At 32.7% G+C, this 17917-nt stretch carries 17 protein-coding genes; 3 read left to right on the forward strand and 14 right to left on the reverse strand.

Annotation, left to right across the window (positions count from 1 at the left end; translation table 11 throughout):
* Positions 1-3 precede the first annotated feature (3 nt).
* The 5 genes from mrdA to purH form a co-directional block, all read right to left on the reverse strand.
* Positions 4-1980 carry a penicillin-binding protein 2 gene (gene mrdA, locus JE46_RS05535; protein ID WP_031454264.1) on the reverse strand — a complete coding sequence of 659 codons (1977 nt, stop codon included), beginning with the start codon at positions 1978-1980 and terminating at the stop codon, positions 4-6.
* The gene (locus JE46_RS24475) at positions 1977-2483 is read right to left on the reverse strand and encodes a rod shape-determining protein MreD (RefSeq protein WP_083480847.1); all 507 of its coding nucleotides are present in this window, start codon (positions 2481-2483) and stop codon (positions 1977-1979) included. Before JE46_RS24475 ends, mrdA begins: the two co-directional genes overlap by 4 nt.
* A complete protein-coding gene (gene mreC / locus JE46_RS05540; protein WP_031454265.1) occupies positions 2476-3306 on the reverse strand; it encodes a rod shape-determining protein MreC in 831 nt (276 codons plus the stop codon). The genes JE46_RS24475 and mreC overlap by 8 nt, the downstream gene beginning before the upstream one ends.
* Before the next feature lie 107 nt (positions 3307-3413).
* Positions 3414-4442 carry a rod shape-determining protein gene (locus JE46_RS05545; RefSeq protein ID WP_031454266.1) on the reverse strand — a complete coding sequence of 343 codons (1029 nt, stop codon included), beginning with the start codon at positions 4440-4442 and terminating at the stop codon, positions 3414-3416.
* A gap of 55 nt (positions 4443-4497) precedes the next feature.
* Positions 4498-6024 (reverse strand): bifunctional phosphoribosylaminoimidazolecarboxamide formyltransferase/IMP cyclohydrolase, encoded by a 1527-nt coding sequence (gene purH / locus JE46_RS05550; RefSeq protein WP_031454267.1) that lies wholly within the window; start codon positions 6022-6024, stop codon positions 4498-4500.
* Positions 6025-6189: 165 nt separating this feature from the next.
* On the opposite strand from purH, the gene JE46_RS05555 reads away from it, so the two are divergent.
* Positions 6190-7437: an ABC transporter permease gene (locus JE46_RS05555; RefSeq protein ID WP_031454268.1), complete on the forward strand. Its 1248-nt coding sequence runs from the start codon at positions 6190-6192 to the stop codon at positions 7435-7437.
* Positions 7438-7461: 24 nt separating this feature from the next.
* On the opposite strand, the gene JE46_RS05560 is transcribed toward JE46_RS05555, so the two are convergent.
* From JE46_RS05560 to tamL, 4 genes are all read right to left on the reverse strand, one after another.
* Complete coding sequence (locus JE46_RS05560; protein WP_031454269.1) at positions 7462-8127, reverse strand: hypothetical protein; 666 nt, start codon at positions 8125-8127, stop codon at positions 7462-7464.
* 82 nt (positions 8128-8209) lie between these two features.
* Positions 8210-9064 (reverse strand): acetyl-CoA carboxylase, carboxyltransferase subunit beta, encoded by an 855-nt coding sequence (gene accD, locus JE46_RS05565; RefSeq protein ID WP_031454270.1) that lies wholly within the window; start codon positions 9062-9064, stop codon positions 8210-8212.
* Positions 9065-9173: 109 nt separating this feature from the next.
* Complete coding sequence (fbaA, locus tag JE46_RS05570) at positions 9174-10241, reverse strand: class II fructose-bisphosphate aldolase (protein ID WP_031454271.1); 1068 nt, start codon at positions 10239-10241, stop codon at positions 9174-9176.
* Positions 10242-10300: 59 nt separating this feature from the next.
* Positions 10301-12856: a translocation and assembly module lipoprotein TamL gene (gene tamL, locus JE46_RS05575; protein WP_031454272.1), complete on the reverse strand. Its 2556-nt coding sequence runs from the start codon at positions 12854-12856 to the stop codon at positions 10301-10303.
* Positions 12857-12893: 37 nt separating this feature from the next.
* Here tamL and JE46_RS05580 point away from each other — a divergent pair, with 37 nt between their 5' ends.
* A complete protein-coding gene (locus tag JE46_RS05580; protein ID WP_031454273.1) occupies positions 12894-13622 on the forward strand; it encodes a TrmH family RNA methyltransferase in 729 nt (242 codons plus the stop codon).
* A gap of 9 nt (positions 13623-13631) precedes the next feature.
* On the opposite strand, the gene porT is transcribed toward JE46_RS05580, so the two are convergent.
* The 4 genes from porT to JE46_RS05605 all read right to left on the reverse strand — a co-directional run bounded on the left by porT (position 13632) and on the right by JE46_RS05605 (position 16468).
* Entirely contained in the window at positions 13632-14348 is a 717-nt protein-coding gene (gene porT / locus JE46_RS05585; protein ID WP_031454274.1) for a type IX secretion/gliding motility protein PorT/SprT, read from the reverse strand.
* 1 nt (position 14349) lies between these two features.
* A complete protein-coding gene (ubiE, locus tag JE46_RS05590) occupies positions 14350-15081 on the reverse strand; it encodes a bifunctional demethylmenaquinone methyltransferase/2-methoxy-6-polyprenyl-1,4-benzoquinol methylase UbiE (RefSeq protein WP_031454275.1) in 732 nt (243 codons plus the stop codon).
* Between the two features lie 547 nt (positions 15082-15628).
* Positions 15629-16111: a dihydrofolate reductase gene (locus JE46_RS05600; RefSeq protein ID WP_031454277.1), complete on the reverse strand. Its 483-nt coding sequence runs from the start codon at positions 16109-16111 to the stop codon at positions 15629-15631.
* A gap of 12 nt (positions 16112-16123) precedes the next feature.
* A complete protein-coding gene (locus JE46_RS05605) occupies positions 16124-16468 on the reverse strand; it encodes a 2TM domain-containing protein (RefSeq protein WP_031454278.1) in 345 nt (114 codons plus the stop codon).
* Positions 16469-16706: 238 nt separating this feature from the next.
* Between JE46_RS05605 and JE46_RS05610 the strand changes: the two genes are divergently transcribed.
* Complete coding sequence (locus JE46_RS05610; RefSeq protein WP_031454279.1) at positions 16707-17003, forward strand: isoamylase early set domain-containing protein; 297 nt, start codon at positions 16707-16709, stop codon at positions 17001-17003.
* A gap of 38 nt (positions 17004-17041) precedes the next feature.
* Here the strand turns inward: JE46_RS05610 and JE46_RS05615 are convergent, their stop codons facing one another.
* Positions 17042-17893, reverse strand: a complete 852-nt coding sequence (locus JE46_RS05615) for a thymidylate synthase (RefSeq protein WP_031454280.1) — start codon at positions 17891-17893, stop codon at positions 17042-17044.
* Positions 17894-17917 lie beyond the last annotated feature (24 nt).

Consider the following 17917-nt stretch of genomic DNA (forward strand, 5'->3'; position numbering starts at 1 on the left):
TTATTAATTTCGTTTGATAGAATCTACTTTAGTTTTTGAAATTATTTTTTTGCTTTTTGCGATAGAATCTTTTCTTTGTATATCTAGCTTAATGACATTTGCAATAGAGTCCTTTGTTCTTAGATCTTTCTTAATAACTTCTGAAAGGCCGCCTAATTTTGCATATTCACTTTGTAAACTTTTGTTTAAAACCCTAACTTCTAAATCGGTTCTTGAAATTTTTCTTTTTAAATATTTTTCAATCATTAAACTCGCAATTGGACCTGCTACTGTTGCTCCAAATCCTCCATTTTCAATCATAATGGCAATGGCTATTTTCGGATTATCTTTAGGTGCAAAAGCCACAAAAATAGAGTGATCTTTAAGTTTTTCTCTTTTACCGTTTATTTTGGCATAATTTTCAGCTGTACCCGTTTTTCCACAAATATCAATTCCGGGCACATTTAAACCATGAGCAGTACCTAGATTATAAACATCGAACAGTCCACTAATAACAGGGGGGAAATATTTTTTATCAATGGTTGTTACGTGTTTAGTAGTAAATTTTGCGTCAATCTTTTTGCCCTCTATTTTTTTGATAATGTGAGGCGTATAATAATATCCCTGATTGGCAACGGTTGCCATCATATTTGCTAATTGAATTGGAGTCATCAAAACTTCCCCCTGACCAATTGCATTTGATACAATCGTAGTGCTTCGCCAGCCTCCATTAGGATATATTTTTTTATACGTTTTTGAAGTAGGAATATTTCCTCTTTTACCGGTTGGCAAATCATAGCCCATAAACTGACCAAGTCCAAAACTTTTAACGTGATCGCTCCAAACATCCACTGCCTTTGCTGGATTATTGTATTTGTTAATGGTAAGCATGTAAGATTGGGCAAAATAGGTATTACATGAATTATAGATACCATTATGTAATTGATGCGGTCCAAAACCATGGCATTTCATAAAACGTCCTCTTCCGTAGCTAAAACCGTGATGACACATAAAAGTAGTCTGCTCATTGATTACGCCTTCTTGTAATGCAACTAAGCCGGTTAAGATTTTAAAAGGTGAGCCTGGCGGATACTCTGCTAACAGTCCTCTGTCATATAAAGGTTTTGCTATAGAATCATGATATAACAGCGTATAGTTTTTAGAACGCTGCCTTCCAACTAAAATACCTGGATCATATGAAGGAGCGGTAACAAGTGCCAGAATTTCACCTGTTTTAGGTTCAAGAGCAACAATACCACCTCGTTTATTGATCATTAATTCTTCGCCGTATTTTTGAAGTTCAGCATCAATAGTTAAATTAATATCTTCTCCTTGTACCGCAATAGTATCGTACTTCCCATCCTTATAGGAACCAATTTCTCGATTATACTTGTCTTTTTGGATATATTTTACGCCTTTAATACCTCTCAGGATTTCTTCGTAACTTTGTTCAACACCTTGTTTACCAATTAAATCGCCACTATTGTAATAAGGGTTTTTTGCAATCAGTCTTTCGTCTACCTGTGTGATAAAGCCAAAAATATTGGCACCATAATCTACTTCATAATCACGTAAAGAACGTTTTTGAAAATAGAAGCCCTCATATTTTCTTATTTTCTCCTGAAAAGCGGCAAATTCTGATTTATTAAGTTGTGCTAAAAAAACAGATGGTAATCTAGGGCTGTAAACCCTTGCTTTTGCTATTCTTTTTTCGTAATCTTCTTTTGTAATATGTAATAACTCACAGAATTCAGCAATATTAAGATCGTCTTTAATATCTCTCGGAATTACCATGATATCATAAGAAGACTGATTTGCAACAAGCAGTTTTCCATATCTGTCGTAAATATAGCCACGTTCAGGATAATCATATTTTATTTTAATAGCATTATTTTCTGATTTCAATTTGAAAGAATCATCAATAACCTGCAAATAAAATATCCTGATCACTAGCAAAGATGCTGCAATAATAATTAAAGTGGGCAGCAGGACTTTTCTCATCGTTTATTTGGCTTAATAAGATATATAATTATGATAGAAATAAGTATCGTGAAAACAGAACTGAATAGGGTTCTGAGTGAAATATCCAAGATGAATTTAAATTCAAAGGCCAGCAGAATAAATAATACTATATGGTGTAGTAAAACAGAAACCAAAATGAATGAAAATCGTTCAGGTGTCAATGACTCATTTAGTTTTATAGTTTGATATTCATAACTTAATCCGAAGGAAAACTTAAAAATATAAGGTCTGTAATACGATAAAATTACGCATGAAGCGGCGTGAATTCCACCTGAATTACAGAACATGTCCATAGTAAGGCCTAATAAAAAACTGGAAATTATTAAACCGGTTCTGTTACTGTTTACTGGATATAAAATGATATATAGAATATACGGGAAAGGACTTATGTATCCCAGGAAATTCATATTATTAAAAATAACAATCTGAATTGCGAGTAACATAATAAATCGAAAAATATTGACTAACAATGTGCTATTCATCTTTTTCCTTGTTTTTGTTTTCTAAATTAATAAGTTCTTCCCTTCCCTTACTTTTAATTATATAAACATGTCCTAAATTAGTCATGTCGTTAAATAATTTGACATCAATGGTGTAGAATGTAGTTTTTGTGTTGGTATAATATTTATCAACTACGCCAATATTAATGTTTTCAGGGAAAATTACAGATTGCCCACCTGTAACAATAGTATCTCCTTTTCTAACAGAAGCCAGTCTGGGAACATCGGTTAATTGTACAGTACCTGTGCTTTTTCCATCCCAGGTTAGAGAACCAAAATGATTTGATTTTTTTAGTTTTGCATTAATTTGTGATTTCATATTCAGAATGCTAATCACGGTTGAGTAATTTGGTGAAGTATTGTCTACAATACCAATAATGCCTAAACTATTTATTACCCCCATATCTTGTTTGACTCCTTCGTTTGATCCGGAATTCAAAGTAATATAGTTTTCATGTGTACTGTATGAATTATGAATTACTTTCGAAACAATGATATCAGCTGGTTTAACACCTCTAATGCTATCAATCATTGGTGCTTTGGTGGTATCTTCTTTGTTAAATAAAAGACTTTTTAATCTTGCGTTTTCAAGTACCAGTTCGTCATTTTCAGTTCTCAAATTCAAATACTCATTTACATTGTTTATTTTTTCATAAACGCCGCCGCTAATAAAGTTAGCAGAACTGATCATTCTGCTTCTGTGAAAAGAGTGAGATTGGATTGTGAGTGCCAACGAAATACCTAAAAGCAGCAAAAACAGCAATCGATTACTGTTTCTTATAATGAAATTAAAAATTTGCTGCATTTCTTGTTCGGTTATTTTGTTTCAGGATATGCTTTGGGTTCAAATTTTATTAGAGTCAAATGATTCAATTTGACTCTAATAAAAATATTTTGATTGTTATTTTTATCTTACTTGATTAAGATACTTTTAAATTTTGCAATGTTTTTAAGTGCCATTCCTGTTCCGCGAACAACTGCTCTTAATGGATCTTCGGCGATGTAAACAGGTAAATCTGTTTTTTGTGAAATACGTTTATCAAGACCTCTTAACATTGATCCTCCACCAGCTAAATAAATACCAGTGTTGTAAATATCAGCAGCTAATTCAGGAGGCGTTTGAGATAAAGTTTCCATTACAGCATCTTCGATACGCTGAATTGATTTGTCTAATGCTTTGGCAATTTCGCGGTAAGATACATCAACTTGTTTTGGTTTACCGGTAAGTAAATCTCTACCCTGAACTGACATGTCTTCTGGAGGACTTTCTAAATCTTCAATAGCAGCTCCAATTTGAATTTTTATCTTCTCTGCGGTACTTTCTCCAACAAAAAGGTTGTGCTGGGTACGCATATAATAAACAATGTCATTTGTGAAAACGTCACCCGCAATTTTTACAGATTTGTCACATACAATTCCACCTAAAGCGATAACTGCAATTTCAGTTGTACCACCACCTATATCTACAATCATGTTTCCTTTTGGCTGCATGATATCGATACCAATACCAATTGCTGCTGCCATTGGCTCGTGAATCAAATAAACTTCTTTTCCGTTTACTCTTTCACAAGATTCTTTTACAGCACGCATCTCAACTTCAGTAATACCGGAAGGAATACATACTACCATTCGTAAAGCAGGAGTAAACATTCTTTTCTTTAATGCCGGAATACTTTTAATGAACATATTGATCATTTTTTCTGAAGCATCAAAATCGGCAATTACACCATCCTTCAAAGGCCTTATGGTCTTGATGTTTTCATGCGTTTTACCTTGCATCATGTTGGCTTCTTTACCAACAGCAATGATTTTGCCAGAAATTCTATCGCGTGCAACGATAGATGGGCTATCAATAACAACTTTATCATTATGAATGATTAAAGTGTTTGCGGTACCAAGGTCTATCGCAATATCCTCGGTCATGAAATCAAAAAATCCCATAAGTTTGTTAGGGGTTTAAAATGTTATAAATAATTATCGAACAAAGTTAAACAAATTAATGTTTAAAATGACGTGTTCCTGTAAATACCATTGCAAGATTATTTTCGTTGCAATAATTTATGCTTAATTCATCTTTTATTGAGCCACCTGGCTGAATTACTGCTGTTATTCCTGCTTTTTTGGCTAATTCAACACAATCCGGAAAAGGGAAAAATGCATCGCTTGCCATAGAAGCTCCCGTTAAATCAAATCCAAAAGCTTTTGCTTTATCAACTGCCTGAACCAAAGCATCAACTCTTGAAGTCTGACCTGTTCCTGACGAAATTAATGTTCCGTTTTTTGCAAAAACTATCGTATTCGATTTGGTGTTTTTACAAATTTTGGAAGCAAATATTAAATCCTCAATTTCTGAAGCAGTAGGTTCTGTAATTGTAACGGTTTTTAAATGCTCTTTAGTATCTGTAATATTATTTCTGTCCTGAATTAACAAACCATTAAGACATGTTCTTACTTGTCTTGAAGGTAATTCAACTTCATTTTGAACTAATATGATTCTGTTTTTCTTTTCTTGTAGAACTGTAATTGCTTCATCATCATATGCAGGAGCTATTACAACTTCGCAGAATAATTTATTAATTTCCTGAGCTGTAGCTAAATCAATTTTCGTGTTAGCAATCAAAACTCCTCCAAAAGCAGAAGTTGGGTCACAAGCCAAAGCTGCTAAATAAGCTTCACTGATTGTTTTTCTTGAAGCTAAACCACAAGCATTATTATGTTTTAAAATAGCAAATGTTGGCCCATCAGTTTTAAATTCAGAAATTAAGTTAACAGCAGCATCAACATCTAATAAATTATTATATGACAATTCTTTACCGTGAACTTTTTTGAACATAGCATCAAAATCTCCAAAGAAAAATCCTTTTTGGTGTGGGTTTTCGCCATATCTTAAAACTTGTCCGTCAGCGATACTTTCTTTATAGATCGTTTCGTCTGTGTTGAAATAATTAAAAATTGCTCCATCGTAATGAGAAGAAACATGGAAAGCTTTTGTTGCCAACAATCTTCTGTTTTCAAGAGTTGTTGCTCCATTTTGTTCTGTAATCAAATCTAAAAGTAATCTATATTCGTTTACTGAAGCTACGATTACAGTATCTTTAAAGTTTTTTGCACCGGCACGGATTAATGAAATTCCGCCAATATCAATTTTTTCAATAATATCTTGTTCGCTTGCACCTGAAGCAACCGTTTTTTCAAAAGGATATAAATCAACAATTACCAAATCAATCTGTGGAATGTCAAATTCTTTCATTTGCTGAACGTCACTTTCATTGTCCTGACGATTTAATATTCCGCCAAAAATTTTCGGATGCAACGTTTTTACTCTTCCACCAAGAATTTCAGGGAATGAAGTGATATCTTCAACAGGAACTACCGGAATACCAAGGTTTTTAATGAAATCTTCAGTTCCGCCAGTCGAGTAAAGAGTAACGTTTTGTTCGTGTAATTTTCTAACGATTGGCTCTAATCCATCTTTCGAAAAAACAGATATTAATGCTGATTGTATTGTTTTAGTTGTGCTCATTGTGTAGTTATAATTTTCAGACTGCAAAAGTAGTTTTTTTTGATAATATATTTAAAGGAATTCTTGTAACATTCTCTTAAAAAAATCTACTGATGAGTTAGTTACCTTTTGTTAGGTTTTTGATTTAAATTTATTGAATTTTACTTTATCGGAAAAAACCAAAATATGCTACTTTATCTTAGGTTATTAAAAGAAAGTCTGAGTTTTGCAATTAATGCTTTGCGAAATAATAAGTTACGAACTTTATTGTCATTATTAGGCGTGACAATTGGTATTTTTTCGATCATTGCTGTACTTGCTGCTGTGGATTCTTTAGATAGAAAAATTTCTAAAGATTTGAGCAGTTTAGATAAAAATACGATTTATTTAATGAAATATAACTTTGGTCCATCTGAAATTCCACAATGGAAGAGAGAGCAGTTTCCAAATGTAAAATATGATGAGTATATCGCTCTTAAAAATTCTCTTAATAATACAGATCAGGTAGGGTATCAGCTTTTTGTAAATCGTGAAAGTTTAAAATACGATTCGAAAACTGTCGCAGATGTAAATATGATCCCTTCTTCTTTCGAAATGGTTGATATTGACGGATTGAGTTTTGACAAAGGAAGATTTTATAATGAATCTGAATCAAATTCCGGAACTCCTGTAATTGTTTTAGGTTATGATATTGCTAATGGACTTTTTGGAGAAAGTGATCCTGTAGGGAAAAATATTCGTTTGTACGGACAGCGCTTTACTGTTATTGGTGTAATGACAAAACAAGGAGCGGGATTTTTTGGAGACAGCAATGATACTTCGGTTTATTTTCCGGCTAATTTTTTACGTCGAATGTACGGAGACAGTGATGCAATGACACCTGTAATTGTTTTAAAGCCGGTTAAGGGTATCGATATGGATGCTTACAAAGCTGAAGTCGCACAAAAACTAAGAGCAATTCGCGGAATGAAAGCAGGGGAGATGGATAATTTCTTTATCAATGTACTTTCCGGATTTACCGATTTTATTGATGGAATTTTGGGTCAGATGAATGTTGTAGGATGGATTATCAGCGGATTTTCGCTTTTAGTTGGAGGATTTGGAATTGCGAATATCATGTTTGTATCCGTAAAAGAAAGAACCAATTTAATTGGAATACAAAAATCACTGGGTGCTAAAAACCGATTCATTTTATTTCAGTTTTTATTCGAAGCCATAATTCTTTCCGTGATTGGAGGTATTATCGGTTTACTGATGGTTTGGGGAATTGCACTTATTTTAACAAAAGTACTGGATTTTGAATTTGTCTTAAGTTTTGGAAATATAATTTTAGGGACAACTCTGGCTGCCCTTATTGGATTAATTTCTGGAATATTGCCGGCAATTTCAGCTGCAAATTTAGATCCTGTTGAAGCTATTCGTACAGGAATGTAATGTAAAAGAGTTATGAAATAATTGTTAATTCTTTAAGTTTTTGATTCGAATTGGAGGTTTTATAAATTTAACTTGTTCAGGAAATGTAATTCTTTTTTTATCCCATTTAATATTTTCCGATGAATAATATTTATTAGTTTTCTTGTATTTAAGAACAGTGTCTTCTTCTTGAGTAGTTCTTCCTATGTAATAAAAATCGCGATCTTTTAAAGAAGATTCTAAAGCGTTAATTAAATTGAAAAAACTTTCAGACTTTAAAGTGTCTAATTTTGATGAAACAAAAGTGAGATTTCGAAAATCATCTTTATAATTCAGTTTTACAAAATCGGATATGCTGTTACTTGGGATTTCAATTAAATCTTTAGGCTGTAAATTTATAAAGTGTGGAATTGTATCGTTTTGGGAACCAGTACCACAAATGAATCCTATTTTTTCTCCCTGGAAGTAATATATTTTGGAATCAGAATCAATAATAAAAGTATTTGTTCCATAAGTTAACCAACCTGGAATAGGTGGTGGTGGAGGTGGTGGGTGCTGGATGTTATTATGTTTGTTTTTTGTTTCTTTTAATTTTTCCGGTTTAATATCTTTTTCCGAAATTATATAAGGCGTATTGTGCTTAGGGCTTTCTTTCTTACCACAATTCAAAATAAATAAACAAATTATAAACCCAATAAAAGCTCTTTTCATAAACTAAGATTTAAATTAAAGATATAAAAAAATCCCATCAGCCGAAGCAAATGGGATTTTATATGTTAGGAAGTTTGAAAAACTATCTAATACTATTATTCTGAATCAAATCAATATATAAGTTGATCTTATCTTTTAAATCTTTTCTAGGTGTAATAAAATCAAGGAAACCATGTTCTAAAAGGAATTCAGCAGTTTGGAAACCTTCCGGTAAATCTTTTCCTGTAGTATCACGAACCACGCGAGGTCCTGCAAAACCAATTAAAGCACCCGGTTCAGAAATATTAATATCTCCCAGCATAGCGTAAGAAGCAGTTGTTCCACCAGTAGTTGGATCGGTACATAAAGAAATGTATGGTAAGCCAGCTTCGGCAAGCTGTGCTAATTTTACAGAAGTTTTTGCCAATTGCATTAAAGAATAAGCAGCTTCCATCATACGGGCTCCGCCAGACTTAGAAATCATTACAAAAGGTAATTTGTTTTTGATTGCATGATCAATACCTCTTGCGATTTTTTCACCTACAACTGCTCCCATAGATCCACCGATAAAAGCGAAATCCATACAGCAGATTACAAGTTCTTTTCCTTTCGATTTTCCTACTCCAGTACGAACAGCGTCTTTAAGATGCGTTTTTTCCATTACATCTTTCAAACGCTCTGCATATTTTTTTGTATCCACAAAATGCAAAGGGTCTTTTGATGTCATGTTTTTATCCAGCTCAACAAATTCATTGTTGTCGAATAAAATTTCAAAATAGATTGCGCTTCCAATTCTAACGTGAAAATCATCTTCAGGACTTACGAATAAGTTTCTCGCTAATTCATCAGCGTCAATAATTTTTCCGGTAGGAGATTTGTACCACAAACCTTTCGGAACGTCCATCTTATCTTCTGTAGCAGTCGTAATCCCTTTTTCCTGTCTTTTAAACCAAGCCATTTTTTTAATTTTAAGAATGTAGATTTTAAAGTTTAGATTTTCAAAAACTGATTTAAAATCAAGATTCCGGGCTTCTGTTTTAGAAAACCGGAATCTGGAAATCTAAAATTTAAAGTGTATTTACGTTATTCAAATCTGCAAAAGCTTGCTCAAGTCTTGCGTTGAATGTCACTTCGCTTTCACGAACCCATCTTCTTGGGTCATAATATTTTTTGTTTGGAACATCTGCACCTTCAGGGTTACCGATTTGAGATTTCAAATACTCAAGATTTTTAACCATATAATCACGAATTCCTTCAGTGTATGCAAATTGTAAATCTGTATCGATGTTCATTTTGATAACTCCGTAGCTAATTCCTTCTCTGATTTCTTCAAGTGTAGAACCTGAACCTCCGTGGAAAACGAAATCTACCGGATTATGACCAGTGTTGAATTTGTTTTGAACGAAATCCTGAGAATTTTTTAAGATTTTTGGAGTCAATTTTACGTTTCCTGGTTTGTAAACACCGTGAACATTTCCAAAAGCAGCAGCAATTGTAAATTTAGGGCTTATTTTAGATAATTCTTCGTAAGCATAAGCAACTTCTTCTGGCTGCGTATATAATTTTGAGCTGTCTACATCAGAGTTGTCAACACCATCTTCTTCACCACCTGTAATACCAAGCTCGATTTCTAATGTCATTCCCATTTTGCTCATTCTTGCCAAATACTCTTTACAGATTTCAATGTTCTCTTCGATTGGCTCCTCAGACAAATCGATCATGTGAGAACTGAATAATGGTTTTCCTGTTTCTGCAAAATGTTTTTCAGAAGCATCCAATAAACCATCAATCCAAGGCAATAATTTTTTTGCGCAGTGGTCAGTATGTAAAATTACAGTTGCACCGTAGGCTTCTGCTAAAGTATGAATGTGTTTTGCTCCTGCGATTCCACCAGCTATTGCTGCTTTTTCACCTGCATTAGATAATCCTTTTCCAGCGTTGAATTGTGCTCCTCCATTTGAAAATTGAATGATAACCGGTGCGTTAAGTTTTGCAGCAGTTTCAAGAACTCCATTGATTGTACTTGAGCCTGTTACGTTTACTGCAGGAAGTGCAAAACCTTTTTCTTTTGCATAATTAAAGATTTCCTGTACTTGATCTCCTGTAGCCACTCCTGGTTTAATATTGTGTGCCATTGTAATTTTTTTTAGTTGTTTTTAGGTTTTTAGGTTGCAAAAATAAGAATTAATTAGCATTAGAAAGGATAATTTATCCCAAAATTTAAAACCGAGTGCCCAAAATTGTATTCTTTAAACCATCTGTCTCCCTTGTCATGCGAGGGATTATAGGTCTTAAAGCCTAAATCTAAACGAATAACAAAAAAGCTTAAATCGTACCGTAAACCAAATCCAGATCCTAAAGCAATTTCTTCGAAATCGTTTAAGCTGGAGAATTTTGCTTTTTCATCAGTTACATTATCGAGAACATTCCAGATATTTCCGGCGTCTGCAAAAATGGCTCCTTTTACATCTCCGAAAATTTTGAACCTAAATTCGCCACTAAGAGCGATTTTCATATTGGCTTCATTAAAATCATTTACGGCATTTGTACTTCCGGGGCCCAATGCATAAGGTTGCCATGCACGATTGTCATTTGATCCTCCGGAATAATAACTTCGCGAAAAAGGAATGTAATCTGAGTTTCCAAAAGGAATTGCTATTCCAAAAAAGCTTCTCACAGCCAATACTTTTTCTTTTCCAAAATCCCAGTGCTTGATGTAGTCAAATTCAGTTTTTAGATATTCTGAATATGCGAGATTAAAGATCTCGTAATCGCCATTTGAATTTTTTGGTAAACTTGCCACATTTGAAATAGCCGATAACAAAGTACCTGCAGATTCTATTTTGGTTTTAAATTGATAAAAGGTATTATCTGCTAAATCCTTTTTGGTTGTTTTGGTAAACGTATAACTGGTGGCTAAAATAAAATCATTTTCGGTAAGTCGAACTCTTCTTTCTTCAATGCTTTTTATGTTTTCATAATCATTTACACCAGGTTGTAATGCAGGAATAGTACCCGATAATACATCATTCGTGAAGCCTGTCGAACCATAATTTATAAGTAAATTTCCATTTTCAACATACGAAGAATTGGTGTTGTAAATTTTAGCAATTTTATTTAGCTCATCATAAGAAGAAGTATAAACCCTAAAATAATTAGCAGGGTTTAGGTTACGAACATATTGTGCATTTAGTAAGTCTAATTTTGCAGAATTATATCTTTTTGGAGACCAAAGATAGGATAGGCCTCCGGTGAAACTTTCTTTGTCCAGTCCTATGTTTCTTTGTTTAGAAAAACCAGCCGCTATTGATGTAGATGGAATCATGCTTTTTGGAATAATCTTTTCAGTGCCAAAAGGCATTAAAATTCTCGGAAAATTAAGTTTCATGTCAACTCCATATTCAGAAACATTAAAGAAATTATCATTAGGATTCGCCATGTCTTTTGATGAGCCTATATTTGCACGCGCAGAAATTTCTAAGGTTTCAGCTCTGTTAAAGACATTTCGAATTGTTTCTGAAACACTGGCTCCAATTCCAAAATCCTGGATATTGGAATGGGTTAAATCTAAAGTAGCTCCAAAACTGTATTTTTTTCTTGGCGTTAAATAAACTTTTGCAATTAATGATTGTGATGTAGAATCCCGTTTGTCAACTTCGTATTGTATCGATGGATAATTGAAAATTTTCAGATTGTTTAAATAACGTGTTGAAAGAGTAGTTCTAAAATCAGCATAAGTACCGCCCTTGGTAATAAAAATCGCATCTGTAATAGCGCGGGGTTTGTATTTTAATTTGTCATAACTATACAAATTAAAGTTGTTGTAGGTAGTGCTGTCCTTAATTTGGCTTTTTGCACGTGCGGGAGAATAATCAGTATAAATATTAACGTCACTTATTTTATACAATTTAAAAGGTTCTGTTCTGCTGGAATCCTTTTCTTGTATGCTGTTGTTTTTAATAATTAGATTTATATCTGCTTTGTTTTTTTTACCAATAGTGTCAACGTCGAAAGTCACATAAGTGGGTTGAAAAAAGTAGGCACCGTGATTTCTAAAATAGGTAGTAATACGATTTTTTTCTTCTTCAAAATCACTTGTTTTAAATTGATTTCCTGATTTTAAAACAGAAGGCTCAGGATTTTTTAGATATAATGAATCTAAAGCCGGAGTGCTAATACGGGTTCTGATAGAGTCTAATGTATAAACAGGTCCGGTTGTAATATTGTAGTTGATTTTTGCCTTTTTATAACCTACGCTGTCTATGTTGTAATTCGTTGCTACATTAAAATATCCGTTGTTAAAATAATAAGATTTTAAGCGAAGTAAAGTTTTTTTAGTTTTTGAGGTATCAATAATTACAGGAGCTTCACCGGTTTTTTTTAAGAACTCATGAATTCCTTTGTACAAAAAAGATTGGCCAAGACGATCAACTTGCTTAGCAGATAATATTTTCGACTGACGTTCGTATTTGCCAGGGTTGTTTTTAAATTTTGCCTGATAGGAAGAATCGGGATTTAATTTCGCCAGGTTATATAGATTTAATCGCAGCTTATATCCTAATAAATTACTATTAGGTTTTTGATACATTTGATTCGAAGCGGTTTCATCATTTGTAGATTTGCCATTTACAATAATATCATTTTTTGTAAGTAAGCTTTTTCCGTTTGGGACTCTTTTCACAGCATTACAAGCGCAAATAAATATTGCTATTAGAATAAATGCTGTTATTTTTGTAAAAATCTTTTTCAAGTGTTTTTAAATATTTAATTCAAAAGTACATTATTTTATGATTAGTAAAAACCAAATAAAACTTATATCAGGTTTACATCAAAAAAAGCAACGTTTTGCTAATCAATTATTTTTTGCTGAAGGAATAAAAGTAATTCAGGAATTGTTGCAATCCAATTTTGAATTAGAGCATTTATTTACCACACAAAATGATTTTGAAACAGTTCCGTTTTCAAAACGTGTTTCTGTTACTGAACAAGAACTTAAGAAAATAAGTGCTTTGTCAACTCCAAATACATGTTTGGCTGTATTCAAAATTCCTGCCGAAAATCCTATAATCGACTCAGGCTTAATTGTAGCTTTAGACGATATACGTGATCCGGGAAATTTAGGAACCATTTTAAGGCTTTGCGACTGGTTTGGAATTCAACAAATTATTTGCTCAAAAGAGACAGTTGATATTTACAATCCTAAAGTAGTTCAGGCCACAATGGGGTCTATTACAAGAGTAAATGTTAATTATGTTGATTTGAAATCTTTTATAACAAACGCAAAATTGCCTGTTTTTGGAACTTTTATGAATGGTGAAAATATTTATCAATCTGTATTGTCTCAAAACGGAATCATTATTATGGGTAATGAAGCCAATGGTATTTCAGCAGAGATTGAAAAAATGGTAACAAGCCGACTCACAATTCCCAGATTTGGGACACTACAAAAAACCGAAAGTTTAAATGTAGCCACCGCCACCGCTATTGTTCTTAGTGAGTTTAAACGAAATAGTTAGGTTTTTGTTTTAATGAAAAGTAAAATTTATTAAAATTGCTCTCGATTTCATAGAATCTATGTTGTCTGTCCAGGGACTATTTGGATTTTCAGGTGTTTTATTGTCCCTGATTAATTCATCCGTTATGCCAAACATACCTCTGATAGATGGCGAAAAAATAAAATATTCTGAGAAGATATCTATACCGAAGCCAATTTCATAAGCTGAACTCCAAGTTTTAGCTCTAAATGTACCTTCGAAATTATCATCTTTGGATTTTGAATTACTGGATAAATTTAAAGTCGTAGAAAGTCCTCCAGTTAAAAACGGGCGTATATTTCCGGTACGTAAAGCTGAAAACTTCAATAACAAAGGAAAATGAATGTAAGTACTGTTAACTTCTCTTAAATAATCATTTTCTGAAGTGAAATTAGCAAAATGTAAATCTCGTTTTGTGTAGTACAAACCTGGTTCAAAACGTAAATTGATGTATTCCTGCAATCTTAAATCTGCGACAACGCCAACATTAAACCCTGTTGTTTTTTTTACCTGAATATCCTGTACAACTTCTTTGTAATCAAATTTGAAATCAAAGCTGTTAAAACCTAAATAATACCCAAAGTATAGGCGTTGTTTTTGCCAGTTTTCCAGGTTAATAATAGGGTCTTTGCTAAACATGCTTTTAGCAAATTGAGAATATCCCTGTGTCGATAATACTAATAAAATTAAGATTACTGTTTTTTTCATACTATTTTTTAGAAGCAGAATATATGGTTGCTACACCAAAAGTTTGCGGTATTGCCACAACATCTATAAACCCAATTTTTCTCAAAATATTGTTCAAAGCTTCTCCATAAGGAAAAACAGCTGCAGATTCTGATAAATATCCATAAGCTGAATTATCTTTGGAGAATAATTTTCCGATAATTGGAAGTATATTTTTGGTGTAAAAACGATATCCTTGTTTATAAGGTGTTTTAACAGGAACTGAAGTTTCTAAAATTACAAATACACCATCTGGTTTTAAAACTCTTAAAATTTCGGCAAAGCCTTTTTCTAAATTCTCAAAATTTCGAACACCAAAGCCAACAGTTATGGCATCAAAATAATTATCCTCAAAAGGTATATTTTCAGAATCGGCTAAGACTAATTCAATTCTGTTTGAAAGTTTTTTTTCTTCTACTTTTTTTCTTCCAACTTCCAGCATTCCGGCTGAAATATCTAGGCCAATAATTTTTTCGGCATTACTTTGTGCCATCAAAATAGCCAGATCTCCGGTTCCGGTAGCAATGTCAAGTATGATTTTTGGTTTTGAATCAGAAACTATTTTTAAAACTTTTTTACGCCATTTTACATCTATTCCAAACGAAATTACACGATTTAAATTATCGTAATTTCCTGATATAGTGTCAAACATTTGTGCAACTTGTTCTTTTTTGCCTAATGTTGAGTTTTTGTACGGAGTTATTTTTTCAGACATTTTTTTTATTTACGCAAATATAACATAAAGTATTTAACTGCAATTGTGTTTCTCAATTAGGATAGAAAATGTTTTTTCAGACTTGGTTATAAAATCACTAAAAGTGGGTATTGTAGGTAACGTATTTATTGGTCAATTTAGCATCTGTAAAAATGTTAATATTTTTTCAATGATAAATAGAGATACAATGACCCAAATCAAATGGGTGCTCTTTGCGCTTAGCATCTCATTTGTTCTTGTAAGCTGTTTTGAAAGTACTGTTTTTGAGAGCAGTATTATATTTAAAGTGCAAAATACGTTCTTAGGATTAAATTTGTTTTTGGAAATTTTAATTTTCTTTGCCTTTAGTACCTTCGTGGTATTTGGTATTAAGGGTTTTTTTGAGATGTACTCTCAAAAAATATCAAATGTTATCATATTCCTTTCCGGAGTATTTTTAATATTTGTAATTTTTATTTTATGTTATCAAATATTGTTTCAGGAGTAGGTCATTGCTCTAATCATTGGATTTAAATAAAAACATCCTCAAGAAATTGAGGATGTTTTTTTATTTTCTGATATACGTTTCATACGTATAGTCATAAAGATGGGTGTCATCTTTGAAGTTTTCTTCGGATTCTACCAATTGCCATTCCCGTTCATTAAATTTAGGAAAAAAGGCATCAGCGTCAAAAGTATGATGTACGCGTGTTATTTCTATTATATCAGCATACTGTAATCCTAAAGTATAAATTTCTCCTCCTCCTATAATATATGAATCTTCATTTTCTGGGCATAGTGCAATGGCTTTTTCAATACTGTCAACCACAATACAACCTCCGGGGTTGTAATTTTCCTGACGGGATATTACAATATGTGTCCTGTTTGGTAACGGTTTCGGGAAACTTTCAAAAGTTTTTCTCCCCATTATAATATGGTGATTGGTCGTAAGAGATTTGAATCTTTTAAAATCATTTGGGAGATGCCAAACTAATTTGTTTTTTTTTCCCAAGGCATTGTTTTCGGCAACGGCCGCTATCATTATAAGCATAGTATATTAAAACTAAATATTATTTTCAGGAGTTTCACTTATGGAAGATTCTAATTGATTGATTCTCTTTTGCTGAAGTGAAACTAAGCGTTCGATTTGCTCTCTTTCCCATTTTTTATTCATAAATCTATCGGTTATGTAAATTTTTATGAAGTGCAAAATAAAAATAAAAAACCATAATGTAATGATCCAAATACACCAATTTTTTTCTTCACCAATACGTAATCCAAAAAAAACATCAGCAACAAATAAGAATAAACTTCCTAACAGAAAAAGTACAAAATGAAAATATAATACTTTTTTTTGTCTAATTCTTTTACGGGCATATTCGTATTGTTCGTGCACTTCTTTTTCCATAAATTATTAAAAATTAGAATATAAAGTTATAATTTATTTTGAGAACTCACTATTTTCAATAAATAATATTTGCTTCAAAATTGGCGATAAATCCGAATTCAAAAATTTTAAGGCTTTAAAATAGGGATATTGTAAAAAAAATGTTTCTAATTGCCAGAATGATAAATCATATCGATAGGCATTGTTTACTGAACTGAATTTGCGAACTTTGAGGTATAAACCTAAAAATGAAACTGTTATGTCTTTAAAAAAGCAATTTGTAAAAACTAAACCAGTTTGTAAAGTAACATTTGCAATTGAAGCGAAAGATGCTAATTCTGTGGCTGTAGTTGGAGATTTTAATAACTGGAACATAGAGGAAGGAACTTTGAGTAAACTAAAAAACGGAACTTTTAAAGCTACTTATGACTTGGTAAAAGATGCTATTTATGAGTTTAAGTATGTAATTGATGGATTGTATGTGAATGATCCTGAAGCAGATTCATACAGATGGAATGATTTTGCAGGAAGTGAAAATAGTGTTTTAGTTTTATAAAAAAATCCGCTTAAATTTAAGCGGATTTTTTTATAAAACTATACAGCAACACTTCCTTTTATTCCCGCGTGTGGTTCGTAATCTAAAAGTGTAAAATCATTATAATCAAAATCAAAGATGTTTTTAATCTCAGGATTTAAAATCATTTTTGGTAATGGTTTTGGTTCACGTGTTAATTGCAATTCCAGTTGTTCAAAATGATTGTTGTAAATGTGGGCGTCACCAAAAGTATGAATAAATTCACCATATTCTAAATCGCAAACCTGAGCAATCATCATGGTCAATAAAGCATAAGAAGCAATATTAAAAGGAACGCCTAAAAAGATATCAGCACTTCGTTGGTACAATTGACAGGATAATTTTCCTTTTGTTTCACCTTTTTCGAGATCCGGACTGCTTACATAAAACTGAAAAAAGGCATGGCAGGGAGGTAAGGCAGCTTTATTGTTTGCTACATTTTCCTCAAATGATTTTTTAGTATCCGGAAGAACTGATGGATTCCATGCCGAAACTAACATTCTTCGGCTGTTTGGATTTGTTTTCAACTCGGTAATTAACTCAGAAATCTGATCGATTTCCTCGCTGTTCCAATTGCGCCATTGATGCCCGTAAACCGGTCCTAAATCACCATTTGAGTCTGCCCAGGCATCCCATATTTTCACTCCGTTTTCCTGTAGGTATTTGATATTGGTATCTCCTTTTAAAAACCAAAGCAATTCATAAATAATTGACTTTAAGTGTAATTTTTTGGTTGTGACCATTGGAAAGCCTTCGCTTAAATCAAAACGCATCTGGTAGCCAAAGACGCTTTTAGTTCCGGTTCCGGTTCGGTCACCTTTTTGATTGCCGTTTTCTAAAACGTGTTTTACCAGGTCTAAGTATTGTTTCATGATTGCTTTAAGCTTTAAGCCATA

This window comes from Flavobacterium chungangense LMG 26729, from assembly GCF_000735715.2.
In the GTDB taxonomy this organism is placed as follows: Bacteria; Bacteroidota; Bacteroidia; order Flavobacteriales; family Flavobacteriaceae; genus Flavobacterium; species Flavobacterium chungangense.